General features: G+C 65.9%; 9 protein-coding genes. 4 read left to right on the forward strand and 5 right to left on the reverse strand.

Annotation, left to right across the window (positions count from 1 at the left end; translation table 11 throughout):
• Together ACVILL_RS35860 and ACVILL_RS35865 are read right to left on the reverse strand one after the other, a co-directional pair.
• Positions 1-1,215, reverse strand: a complete 1,215-nt coding sequence (locus tag ACVILL_RS35860; protein ID WP_456733362.1) for an amidohydrolase family protein — start codon at positions 1,213-1,215, stop codon at positions 1-3.
• Positions 1,216-1,339: 124 nt separating this feature from the next.
• Positions 1,340-2,614: an RluA family pseudouridine synthase gene (locus ACVILL_RS35865; RefSeq protein ID WP_456733363.1), complete on the reverse strand. Its 1,275-nt coding sequence runs from the start codon at positions 2,612-2,614 to the stop codon at positions 1,340-1,342.
• Positions 2,615-2,758: 144 nt separating this feature from the next.
• On the opposite strand from ACVILL_RS35865, the gene ACVILL_RS35870 reads away from it, so the two are divergent.
• Positions 2,759-3,706 (forward strand): alpha/beta hydrolase, encoded by a 948-nt coding sequence (locus ACVILL_RS35870; RefSeq protein WP_456733364.1) that lies wholly within the window; start codon positions 2,759-2,761, stop codon positions 3,704-3,706.
• 151 nt (positions 3,707-3,857) lie between these two features.
• On the opposite strand, the gene ACVILL_RS35875 is transcribed toward ACVILL_RS35870, so the two are convergent.
• A complete protein-coding gene (locus ACVILL_RS35875; RefSeq protein ID WP_456733365.1) occupies positions 3,858-5,189 on the reverse strand; it encodes a replication-associated recombination protein A in 1,332 nt (443 codons plus the stop codon).
• Entirely contained in the window at positions 5,186-6,544 is a 1,359-nt protein-coding gene (locus ACVILL_RS35880; RefSeq protein ID WP_456734441.1) for a DegQ family serine endoprotease, read from the reverse strand. The genes ACVILL_RS35875 and ACVILL_RS35880 overlap by 4 nt, the downstream gene beginning before the upstream one ends.
• A gap of 345 nt (positions 6,545-6,889) precedes the next feature.
• On the opposite strand from ACVILL_RS35880, the gene ACVILL_RS35885 reads away from it, so the two are divergent.
• On the forward strand, positions 6,890-8,488 hold the full coding sequence (locus ACVILL_RS35885) for an OprO/OprP family phosphate-selective porin (protein WP_456733366.1): 1,599 nt from the start codon (positions 6,890-6,892) through the stop codon (positions 8,486-8,488).
• 265 nt (positions 8,489-8,753) lie between these two features.
• Here ACVILL_RS35885 and ACVILL_RS35890 read toward each other — a convergent pair whose 3' ends face one another.
• Positions 8,754-9,134: a winged helix-turn-helix transcriptional regulator gene (locus ACVILL_RS35890; protein WP_024578593.1), complete on the reverse strand. Its 381-nt coding sequence runs from the start codon at positions 9,132-9,134 to the stop codon at positions 8,754-8,756.
• 117 nt (positions 9,135-9,251) lie between these two features.
• Here ACVILL_RS35890 and ACVILL_RS35895 point away from each other — a divergent pair, with 117 nt between their 5' ends.
• Both ACVILL_RS35895 and ACVILL_RS35900 read left to right on the forward strand, forming a co-directional pair.
• On the forward strand, positions 9,252-10,265 hold the full coding sequence (locus ACVILL_RS35895) for a zinc-binding alcohol dehydrogenase family protein (protein ID WP_456733367.1): 1,014 nt from the start codon (positions 9,252-9,254) through the stop codon (positions 10,263-10,265).
• 361 nt (positions 10,266-10,626) lie between these two features.
• Positions 10,627-11,706 carry a phosphotransferase gene (locus tag ACVILL_RS35900; protein ID WP_456733368.1) on the forward strand — a complete coding sequence of 360 codons (1,080 nt, stop codon included), beginning with the start codon at positions 10,627-10,629 and terminating at the stop codon, positions 11,704-11,706.
• Positions 11,707-11,715 lie beyond the last annotated feature (9 nt).

The raw sequence follows: 11,715 nt of genomic DNA on the forward strand, positions 1-11,715 counted from the left end.
TCACGGCTTCTGATAGATCACGTGACCCGCCCGGATGGTGGTATTCACCTTCGCGAGATTGGCGACGTCGCTGAGCGGATCGCCGTCGAGCACCACGAGATCGGCGTCGAAACCCTGCTCCACTCTGCCCTTCTTCACCGCCTTGAAGAAGCGCGCCGGGTTGGTCGTCAGCGAGGCCAGCACCTGGCGCTCCGACAGCGCGCGGTGCATCAGCTGAAATTCCTGCATGGTGTCGTACAGCTTGGTGAAGCCGACATCGGTGCCGAACAGCACCGGCCCGCCATTGTCCGCGAACTGCTTGAGCTGGTTGACGGTTGCGGTCAGCAGCCGGCTTGTCACGGCGGGGTCGAGGACGACGGTCGTGAACAGCGACAGCGTCGGGATCAGTGCAATGCCCTGCGCCTTGAACCGCGCCAGCTGCTCCGGCGTATAGCCGCTTTCGCTCGGGTCGGTATGCGCCATGATATCGACGCCGGCCGCAATCACCGTCTCGACGCCGGTCTTGTTTTGCGGGTGGGCAAACACCGGCTTTCCCTGCGCATGCGCCACGTCGACCGCGGCCCCGGCGATCGCCGGGTCCATGTTCACGACCGGCTTGCTTCCCTTGAAGACACCGGTGAACAGCTTCACGCCATCGAGGTGGAGGTCCATGTAGCTGCGCGCCAGTTGGGTGGCCTCGTCCGGCGTCGATGCCTCGGGCAACTGCATGTCGGCGGGCAGATAGGCCGGATGGCCGTCCTTCGGGAAAATACTGCCGGCGAGGAAGATGTTGGGACCGGCGACTTCGCCGGCGGCAATGCGCTTGCGCAGCGGCAGTGTGTCCCTCGGATCCGAGCCCAGATCCCACACCGTCGTGAAGCCCCAGCGCGTCAACATCTCCTGCATATGCTCTGTCAACGGCGCCGCCGGCGCCTCGCCGGCGTTGTGCCAGGCACTCTCGGTGAAATGCACGTGGCTGTTCCAGAACCCGGCAACCACGGTCTTGCCGGTGCAATCGATCACGCGCGCATCCGTGGGCAGGTGAACATCGCCTGACTTGCCGACCGCGCTGATGACGCCGTCGGTCATCACGATCACCGCATCCGGCAGCGCCGCCGCATCCGCCGATGCGTACAGCGTACCACCACGGAGCACCACGGTCTCGGCATGTGCCGCCACCGAAGCGATAGCCGATCCAATGAGGAAAAGCGCTAAGCGCAGCCAGATCCCGGCCATGGACAACCTCCTTGACGATTGCATGCCGGCGCTGCCCGGCGCGCGGCAACATAGCCGCAGCGCATGAGGTCGCTTTGATCGTTCTTGCTGTCCGCGACGGATATCGCCAGGCAGCGTCCGCCCGTCACTCCTCGGGCGCGTTCTCGATCGGGTCGAACCGGTCGGCCTCGAGCCCGAGCAGATTCCAGGATTGCAGCATGTGCGGCGGCAGCGGCGCGGTCGCATCGATCACGCCGCCGCGCGGATGCGGAATCACGATGCGGCGGGCGAGCAGATGCAGCCGGTTCTGCAGGCCGCCCGGCAGCTGCCAGTTCTCCTTGTTGAAATATTTGGGATCGCCGACGATCGCGTGATCGATATGCGCCATGTGGGCGCGCAATTGATGGGTGCGGCCGGTCACCGGCTTGAGCGAGACCCAGGCGAGCTTGGTCGCGGAGGTCTCGACCACCGCATAATAGGTCACGGCGTGGCTCGCGCCCTCGTCGCCATGCTCCGCGATCCGCATGATGCTGTCCTCCTCGCTCTCCTCCTTGGCGAGATAGGTCGAGATGCGGCCCTGCTTCGGCTTCGGCACGCCGGCGACCAGCGCCCAGTAGATCTTGCGCGCGGAACGATGGCGGAATGCGCCGGTGAGATGCGTGGCGGCAAACCGCGTCTTGGCGACCAGCAGGCAGCCCGAGGTCTCGCGATCGAGCCTGTGCACCAGCCGCGGTTTCTGCCCCTTGGCGTCGCGCATCACCTCGAGCATCTGGTCGACATGGCGCGTCATGCCGGAGCCGCCCTGCACGGCAAGGCCGGCCGGCTTGTTCAGCACCAGCACGTCGTCGTCCTCGTACAGCGTCATGTCCTTCAGCGCCTGCAGCGTCTTCGCCTCGGCATCCGAGAGCGCACCGGCCGTCTTCGGCGTGTCGAGCCGCAGCGGCGGGATGCGCACGCTCTGGCCTTCCTCCAGCCGGTCCTTGGAATCGGCGCGCTTGCCGTTGACCCTGAGCTCGCCCTTTCGGACGATGCGCTGGATATGGGAGAACGACAGGCCGGGAAACCGCGCCTCGAGGAAGCGGTCGACGCGCATGCCGTTCTCGTCGGCGCTGACGACGACGGTCTGCACCTTGGTCGGCAATGGCTGCTCGGCCGCTGGCTTCGCCGCGGCGGGCTCCGGCCGGTCGCGGCGTGGCTCGGCGAAGCGCGGGGGCTTGGCGGCCGCACGGTGCGCGAACGGACGATCGCCGGTCTTGCGATCACCGGACTTGCGGTCATCAAACTTGCGATCGTCCGGCTTGTGGCCGCGTTGCGCCGATCCGCCTTTGCCACGATCGTTGGCGCGGTCCCTGTCACGGCCCTTGTCGCGCCCTTTGGCGCGATCGCCCGGCGATGTGGTTCTCTTGATGCGGCGGCTCATGGCGGTGTTTCGGCTCCAGACCTGCATTGTGCCTAGCGCAAATGCCGCGAATCGTCACGGCGAAATCGGTGTGAATCCGGCGCAGCATCGGCCATGTTCGGCCGCATTCGGCAGGCGGCGGGAAGGCTTGGAAGGAGCGTGGGAATGAGACTGGCGATATCGGCTTTGGCCACGGCCCTGATGCTGTCAGGCCCCGCGCTGGCCCAGCAGAGCCCGGCAGCCCCTATGCCCGAAGATTTGGCCTGGAAGCTGCTGGAACTCGGCCGCGTCGTCGACCCGCCGAAGACCGCTGCGCTCTACGCACCGCTGCAACAGAAGGAGCCCTATCAGGGCGTCAAGGTCGAGCGCGACGTCAAATACGGCTCCGCCGACCGCCATCTGCTCGACGTCTTCACGCCGGACACCGCGGCGCCGCCGCGGCCGGTGTTGATCTACATCCATGGCGGCGGCTTCGTCGCCGGCAACAAGCGCGCTCCCGGCAGCCCGTTCTACGACAACATCATGCTGTGGGCCGCCAAGAGCGGCTTTGTCGGCGTCAATGCCACCTACCGCCTCGCGCCGGCCTTTCCGTGGCCGGCAGGCGCCGAAGACATCGGCGCGGTCGTGCAGTGGGTCACGGAGAATATCGCGCCGCGCGGCGGCGACCCCAAGCGCATCTTCCTGATGGGCCAGTCGGCCGGCGCGGTCCATGTCGCGAGCTATGTCTCGCATGGCGAATTCCACAAGGTGAAGGGCGGCGGCCTTGCCGCCGCGATCATGGTGTCGGGCATCTACGATCTGACGGCGTCGCCGGCCGGTGACGCCGAGCTCGCCTATTTCGGCTCCGACCCGTCGCGCTACGCCGAACGCTCCTCGCTGCAAGGCCTGGTCGCGAGCCCGATCCCGTTCCTGATCACCGCGGCCGAGCTCGATCCGCCGCGCTTCGTCGAGCAGTTCGAGCTGTTGAAGCAGGCCACCTGCAAGCGGCCAAGCGGCTGCGCCCGCAGCTTCATGCTGCCGCAGCACAGCCACATGTCGGAGGTCTATGCGATCAACACGCCGGACACGCGGCTGACGGATGAGATCCTGGAGTTTACGAAAAGCGTGAAATGACGGGGCTTGGTCGAAGAGCGCCATCGCCGTCATTGCGAGGAGCTCGCGACAGAATTGCGAAGCAATTTTGCGCTGAAGCGACGAAGCAATCCATCGTTCCGCATATGCGGCTAGTTGGATTGCTTCGCTTCGCTCGCAATGACAGGCTCTTTTAGCCGCCCCGCTCCTTGCGCAGCCTGTTCCAGTAATCCAGCCGCTTGCGGATCTCGCGCTCGAAGCCGCGATCAGGCGGATCGTAGAAGGTCTGGCGGCCCAGCGCTTCCGGGAAATAGTCCTGGCCGGAGAACGCGTCCGGCATGTCGTGATCGTACTGATAGCCGGAGCCATAGCCCTCCGACTTCATCAGCCTGGTCGGCGAGTTCAGGATGTGCTTCGGCGGCAGCAGCGAGCCGCCCTGCTTTGCGGTCTGCATCGCAGCGCCGAACGCGGTGTAGACCGCGTTCGATTTCGGCGCGGTGGCGAGATAGACCACGGCCTGCGCGATCGCGAGTTCGCCCTCGGGCGAACCCAGGAAATCATAGGCATCCTTGGCGGCGTTGCAGACCGCCAGCGCCTGCGGATCGGCCAGCCCGATGTCCTCGACCGCCATGCGCACCACGCGCCGCGCCAGGAACAGCGGGTCCTCGCCGGCGTCGAACATGCGCGCGAGATAATACAGCGCCGCATCCGGATCGGAGCCCCGCACGGACTTGTGCAGCGCCGAGATCAGGTTGTAGTGGCCGTCGGCCGACTTGTCGTAGATCGGCGCACGGCGCTGCAGGATCGCCTGCAACTGCTCCGCGTTGAACACCTCGCCCTTGCGCGCGGCGCGCCAGACCTCCTCGGCCAATGTCAGCGAGGCACGGCCGTCGCCGTCGGCCATCCGCACCAGCACGGCGCGCGCTTCCGCATCGAGCGGCAGGTTCTTGCCCTCGATCTTCTCGGCATTGGCAAACAGCTTCTCGATCGCGGCCGTATCGAGCGAGTGAAACACCAGCACGCGGGCGCGCGACAGCAGCGCGGCGTTGAGCTCGAAGGACGGGTTCTCCGTGGTGGCGCCGACCAGCACCACCGTGCCGTCCTCCATCACGGGCAGGAAGGAATCCTGCTGCGCGCGGTTGAACCTGTGCACCTCGTCGACGAACAGCAGCGTGCCCTTGCCGGTCTCACGGCGGGCACGGGCGGCGTCGAACGCCTTCTTGAGATCGGCGACGCCGGAGAACACCGCGGAGATCTGCTCGAAATGCAGCTCGGTGGCGTCGGCCAGAAGCCGCGCCACCGTGGTCTTGCCGGTGCCGGGCGGTCCCCAGAACACCAGCGAGCCCAGCGTGCGCGTTTCCAGCATGCGGGTCAGCGCGCCGTCGGGTCCGAGGATGTGGTCCTGCCCGACCACGTCGGCCAGCGTGCGCGGACGCAGCCGGTCCGGCAGCGGGTGTGGCGCATCCTGCTCCATCCCCGCCGCAGCGAACAGATTGCCGGCCTCCCTCGGTTGTTTGGGGCTCATCCGCCGAGCGTCACGTTGATCTGCTGGCCGCCGCGCACCAGCGTGATGCGCCAGACCCGCGTCCCCGACTTCGACGCTTTCTCGAGGTCGCCGGTGCGCGCGATCTTCTCGTTGTTGACCGCCAGGATGATGTCGCCCTTCTGGAAGCCGACATTGGCCGCCGTGCCGTCATCGGCGAGCTCAGTCACGACGACGCCCTCGGCGCCGGCATCGAGATGCAGCTCATCGGCCAGCGCTGGCGAGATGTTGGCGACCCTGGCGCCCTGGAACGGCGAACGCGCGGTCAGCACGATCTCGTCGCGGTTGCTATCGGGCGCAGTCTCCAGCGGCACGGTGAGCTTCACCGGCTTGCCGCCGCGCTGCACCTCGATCTCCGCATTGCCGCCGAGCGGACGGGTCGCGAAGCGGTAGTCGAACGCGTTGGGATCGTCGATCGGCGTGCCGTCGATCCCGACGATCAGGTCGGACAGCTTCAGCCCGGCCTTCGCTGCGGGGCTGTTCGGCGCAACATTGGCGACCAGCGCGCCGGTCGGCAGCTTCAGCCCGAGCGTCTCCGCAATCTCCGGCGTGACCGCCTGCAAGCGCGCGCCGAGCCACGGCCGCTTCACCGCCTTGCCGCCGCTCTTGGCGGAGGCCACCACCACGCGCACCATGTTGGCAGGGATCGCAAAGCCGATACCCTGCGAGCCGCCGGAGCGCGAGAAGATCGCGGTGTTGATGCCTGCGAGCCGCCCGGTCATGTCGACCAGCGCGCCACCCGAATTGCCGGGATTGATCGCGGCATCGGTCTGAATGAAGAATTGATAATCCGTGATCCCGACTTGAGTGCGCGCCAGCGCCGAGATGATGCCGTGCGTCACGGTCTGGCCGACGCCGAACGGATTGCCGATCGCGAGCACGACGTCACCGACCTGCAGCTGGTCGGAATTGGCGAAGTCGAGCGTGGCGAATTTCTCCTTGCTGGTATTCTTCAGCCGCAGCACGGCGAGGTCGGTACGGCTGTCCTTCAGCACGATCTCCGCCTCGTATTCGCGCTTGTCGGCGAGCGAGACCTTCACCTGGTCGGCGCCCTCGATCACGTGATTGTTTGTGACCACGAGGCCGGAGCCGTCGACCATCACGCCGGAGCCGAGCGAGCGCTGCATCTGCTCGGGCTGCTGCCCCGGCACGCCGAAGAAGCGGCGGAAGATCGGGTCGTCCAGGAACGGATTGCGGTTCTGCACCGTCTTGGCGGCATAGACATTGACCACCGCCGGCTGCACCCGCTGCACTATCGGCGCATAGGACAGCTGCAGCTCGGCCTGCGAGGACGGCACCCGGCGGTCCTGGGCCGCGGCCGGGCCGAGATTCCCCATCAAAACCAACGTGCACAGCGCGGATAGAGCAGCAAAGCGGACAGGTCGGAGCATTCTCACCTCTCGTGGAAAACGCCGGAATATAGGCGCGTTCGCGGGGCAATTGAAGGGCGCCCGGCCGGATAACTGGCCCCCGCCGGACCGGTGCAAAACCCGCAGCAGTCGCGTTGAAGCGCGCCGCCAAGCTTCTATGATGCCTGTCATCTCACTGCGCCGCTCCGCTTGTTGCCTGCGGACAACAAGCGGAACTGCGATGCCAGAAAGCGCTGTCGTGCGTCAGTCACGTTCAGCTCCTAGGACCGTTCAGTGAGTGAGTGAGGACTTCAAACACAACAGGGGTGCACAATGGGTGCGACAAAAGTTGGTGCAATCGCCATAGGACTTGCAGGGGCGCTCGCCGCCTCGCCGGCCTATTCGCAATCGGCCGGAGGCGGCAGCGACGCGGAGATCGCGCTGCTGAAGCAGCAGCTCAAGATGCTCGAGCAGAAGCTCGACAAGTTGCAGAAGCAGACCAACGCCAATACCGCATCTGCGGCCAGCGCAAACGCCAATGCGAAGGCGGCGGACGCCAGAGCCTCGCGCGTCGCAAGCGCCAACGCCGCGATCCCGGTCAAGGGCCCGGTCGCGCCGTCGGGCGTCGTGGTGACGATGCCGAACAACCGGCCGACGATCTGCACCGCGGACGAACAGAACTGCGTCGCGATCACGAGTCGCATCCACTGGGACGTCGGCGGCTACGACTATCGTCCGAACACGGCCGGCACCTCGCCGCAGAAGCTCGACAGCGGCGAGAATCTCCGCCGCGCGCGCATCGGCATCGTCGGCAAGTTCTTCGGCGACTGGAATTACGCGCTGATCTACGACTTCGGCGGCTCGTCCGACGGCTTCGGCGGCGCGGCCCCGGGCTCGCTGCCCGGCGGCGGCACTTCCGGCGTCGAGAATGCCTATCTGAGCTACACCGGTTTCAAGCCATTCGGCGGCAAGATGGCGATCGAAGGCGGCATCATGGACATCCCGTGGACGCTGGACGAAGCGACCAGCTCCAACGACATCCTGTTCATGGAGCGCGCCTCGGTCGGCATCATCGCGCAGAACATCGCGGCCGGTGACTTCCGTTCGGGCGCCGGCACGCGCTGGTGGAACGACCAGCTCTGGATCGGCGGCTACGTCACCGGACCGACGACGGGCGCGATCCACTCCGCCTCCTCGACCGCGCCGGCCGGGACGTCGGAGCAATATGGCGGTGTCGTCCGCATCGCCGGCAATCCGATCAGCGGCAAGAACTACTCGGTGCATATCGGTGCCGATGCGGAATGGCTGGTGCAGCCGCCGCGCAACCAGCTGACGCAGGCGCAGACGCTCACGCTCAGCGACCGGCCCGAGCTGCGCATCGATCCGACCACGCTGATCTCGACCGGCGCGATCGCCAACGTCTCCAGCGCGCAGGTCTACGGCGTCGAGGCCGCAGCGACCTACGGGCCGTTCATCGCGCAGGGCGAATATTACTGGTTCAATGTCGACCGCTCCGCGAATACCGGGCTGCCGCCGTTCGGCGCGCCGAGCCTGAAATTCGACGGCGGTTACGCGCAGGTCGGCTACGTGCTGACCGGCGAGAACCACGCCTACAATCCGGCGACGGCCTCCTATAGCGGGATCAAGCCGCATGATCCGTTCTCGCTCGCCGGCGGCGGCTGGGGCGCCTGGGAAATCGCCGGCCGCGTCAGCACGATGGATCTGAACGATCAGATCGCGCAGGCGGTCGGCGTCGCGGGTGGACGGCAGACCGTCTACACCGCCGCGCTGAACTGGTACGTCAACAACAACGTCCGCTTCATGCTGAACTATCTGCACGGCGACATCGCCAAGCAGGCCTCGGCGACCTCGCCTGCGGATGTCGGCTCGAAGTTCGACGCGGTCGCGCTGCGCACGCAGGTGGCGTTCTGAGCTGATCTGCGCAGCCGCCAAGAGCAACGGCCGGGAGCGACACCGCTCCCGGCAGGTACGCGCCGCCGAAATATCGAAAACAACCCCATGCAAAGGAGCCGGCGGCCGCGGCGCTCGACAGAGCGACTTGACACGTCGGGCAACTCAAAGGTAGATTTCCAATATTCCGAAATTGTGCAAACGCCCGCGAATGCGGGACTATCGATCTTTCCATCGGGGAGAGGTGAATTGGATCCGGCCCGATTCAATTCAAACTGATCTTGAGCTACGCCGCGCGCTTCGGCTTTTTCACGACAACCTCCGGCGCGGGCGCGCAGGACAGCCGCTCCTGATGGCCCTCGCCCCAGGCTTTCAGGATATCGATCACCGGGCGCAGGCTCTCGCCGAGTTCGGACAGCGTGTATTCGACCCGCGGCGGCACTTCGGCATAGACCTTGCGGATCACGAGGCCGTCGTCCTCGAGCGCGCGCAGCTGCTTGGTCAGCATGCGCTGGGTGATGCCGGGCATCCGCCGCCGCAACTCGCCGAAGCGCTGGGTGCCGGCCTGCAAATGGTACAGGATCACGCCCTTCCATTTGCCGTCGATCAGGTCCAGCGCGGCCTCGACCGCACAGCCCGGACGGCGCGCAAAGTTCTTCCGTTTCATGGGATTTTTCCCAATAGTATACAAACAGGGACTAGTTCCCTGTTTGTACAGTACTTGCCAAAAGGACGCCAGCGCGACAGTTAAACGGCAGGCAATCGCCCACCACGGAGACCAGCCATGAAGGCCGTCGGATACCAAAAGTCGCTGCCGATCGAGGCGGCAGATTCACTCGTCGATTTCGAGATCGCCAAGCCCGAACCGAAGGGGCGCGACATCCGCGTCGCGGTGAAGGCCATCTCGGCCAACCCGGTCGACTACAAGGTGCGCAAGCGCGCGGCACCGACGGACGGCGGCTACAAGATCCTCGGCTTCGACGCGGCCGGCGTGGTCGATGCCGTCGGGCCCGAGGTGTCGCTGTTCAAGCCCGGCGACGAGGTGTTCTACGCAGGCTCCATCCTGCGCCAGGGCACCAATTCGGAGTTTCATCTGGTCGACGAGCGCATCGTCGGCAACAAGCCCACCTCGCTGTCGTTCGCGCAGGCCGCCGCGCTGCCCCTGACCTCGATCACCGCATGGGAGCTGTTGTTCGACCGGCTCGGCGCGGTGCCGGGCAAGAGCCTCGATCCGCGCACGCTTCTGATCACCGGTGGCGCCGGCGGCGTCGGTTCGATCCTGATCCAGCTTGCGCGCCGCCTCACCGGCCTGACCGTGGTTGCGACCGCGACGCGGCCGGAGTCGCAGAAATGGTGCCGCGACCTCGGCGCGCATGCGGTGATCGATCACTCGCAGCCGATGAAGGAGCAGATCGAAAAGTTGAAGCTGCCGCCGGTCGGCCTCGTCGCCAGCCTCACCTTCACCGACCAGCACTACAAGTCGATCGCCGACTTCATCGCGCCGCAGGGCAAGTTCGGCCTGATCGACGATCCGCCGGAATTCAACGTCGCCGCGTTCAAGGGCAAGGCGGTGTCGGTGCACTGGGAATCGATGTTCACGCGGTCGTCGTTCCAGACGCCCGACATGATCGCGCAGCATCATCTGCTGAACGACGTGGCCGACCTGATCGACAAGGGCGTGCTGCGCACCACGCTCGACCAGACTTTCGGCACCATCAACGCCGCGAACCTCAAGCGCGCCCACGCGCTGCTGGAAAGCGGCAAGTCGCGGGGCAAGATCGTGCTGGAGGGGTGGTAGGAAGATTCGGATGAATGCGTAGGGCGGGCGCGACTGCGTCAGAAGGCGCCCTGTCCCCTCATCCTGAGGAGCCCGCAGAGCGGGCGTCTCGAAGGATGTAGGCCACAGAGCGGGCCTCATGGTTCGAGACGCGCTTCGCGCTCCTCACCATGAGGGGCCTGTGACGCAGTAGTATTAACCAAAGCCGTAAGGTCGTAACCTTCCCGACGCACCTCCCAAGATATCCCCACAGGCCGGCCGGTGGCTTTTGCCAAAACCACCATCGCCTGTATGATTTGCGCAACGATCGCCCCGTCCTCAATCCGGTTGCGCAAGACGCGGCTGGAGCGGTGGTGACGTGCACGGGGATGGGAGGAAACCGATGAGTTTGCTCACGGCCGATCCGTCGCGGATCGATCCGGAGTGGATGACGCGGGCGCTACGCGAAGCCGGCCTGATCGACCAGGCCAGGGTCACCGATCTCGCCTGCACGCCGGTCGGCAACGGCCTCGTCGGCGACAGCTATCGCTTTCGTTTGAGCTATGACGGCGACGAGCCGAGCGCACCCGCGAGCGTCGTCGGCAAATTCCCGGCCGCAGATCCCGACAGCCGCCGTTCCGGTTCCGCGCACACGCTCTATGTCCGCGAGGTCGCGTTCTATCGCGAGCTGGCGGCGACCGTCGCCATTCACACCCCGCGGCCGATCCTCGCCGAGATCGATCCGGCGACCGACGACTTCACGCTGATCCTGGAAGACCTGGCCCCCGCACGCCCGGGCGACCAGCTCGCCGGATGCGCGATCGAGGATTGCCTGACAGCCATGACCGAGGCCGCCGCGTTGCATGCGCCGCGATGGAACGATCCGACGCTCGACGCCGTCCAATGCTTCCTGGTTGCCGCGAGCCGGCGCAGGGATTTGCGCGCGGTGCTGCCCGCCATCATCGATGCCTACAAGGAGCGTTATCGCGGCGTGATCGAGCCGGAATTCCTTGATTTGATCGACCGGCTTCCGGACGCGATATTGCGCTACCAGTCCGATCGATCGACGCCGCGAACGCTGCAGCATGCGGACTTCCGGCTCGACAACCTGCTGTTCGAGGTCCGCGGCAACACCCGTCCGATGGCGACGCTGGACTGGCAGACGCTGACGATCGGGCCAGGTATCGTCGACGTGGCCTACTTCCTGTCGGCCGGCATCGACCCGTCCGAACGGCGATTACATGAAATCGACCTGGTGCGGTTCTATCATTCCGAGCTGATCCGCCGCGGGGTGCGGGGCTATGGCTGGGATGACTGCTGGCGGGATTACCGGCGCTACACGCTGCATGGCATCATGATGGGCGTCGTCTCCGCACTGAGCGTCCAGCGCTCCGAGCGCGGCGATGCGCTGTTCCTGAAAATGACCCGCGGCGCCTGCGCGCAAGCCCTGGATCACGACAGTTTCTCATACTGGCAGGACTAGCAGCGAAAG

Source organism: Bradyrhizobium sp. USDA 3364, assembly GCF_054056355.1.

Excerpts from the sequence above, each read along its gene's own strand:
- ACVILL_RS35865 (WP_456733363.1), bottom strand. The coding sequence starts at position 2,614 with ATGAGCCGCCGCATCAAGAGAACCACATCGCCGGGCGATCGCGCCAAA.
- ACVILL_RS35890 (WP_024578593.1), bottom strand. The coding sequence starts at position 9,134 with ATGAAACGGAAGAACTTTGCGCGCCGTCCGGGCTGTGCGGTCGAGGCC.
- ACVILL_RS35870 (WP_456733364.1), top strand. The coding sequence starts at position 2,759 with ATGAGACTGGCGATATCGGCTTTGGCCACGGCCCTGATGCTGTCAGGC.
- ACVILL_RS35885 (WP_456733366.1), top strand. The coding sequence starts at position 6,890 with ATGGGTGCGACAAAAGTTGGTGCAATCGCCATAGGACTTGCAGGGGCG.
- ACVILL_RS35880 (WP_456734441.1), bottom strand. The coding sequence starts at position 6,544 with ATGGGGAATCTCGGCCCGGCCGCGGCCCAGGACCGCCGGGTGCCGTCC.
- ACVILL_RS35900 (WP_456733368.1), top strand. The coding sequence starts at position 10,627 with ATGAGTTTGCTCACGGCCGATCCGTCGCGGATCGATCCGGAGTGGATG.
- ACVILL_RS35860 (WP_456733362.1), bottom strand. The coding sequence starts at position 1,215 with ATGGCCGGGATCTGGCTGCGCTTAGCGCTTTTCCTCATTGGATCGGCT.
- ACVILL_RS35895 (WP_456733367.1), top strand. The coding sequence starts at position 9,252 with ATGAAGGCCGTCGGATACCAAAAGTCGCTGCCGATCGAGGCGGCAGAT.
- ACVILL_RS35875 (WP_456733365.1), bottom strand. The coding sequence starts at position 5,189 with ATGAGCCCCAAACAACCGAGGGAGGCCGGCAATCTGTTCGCTGCGGCG.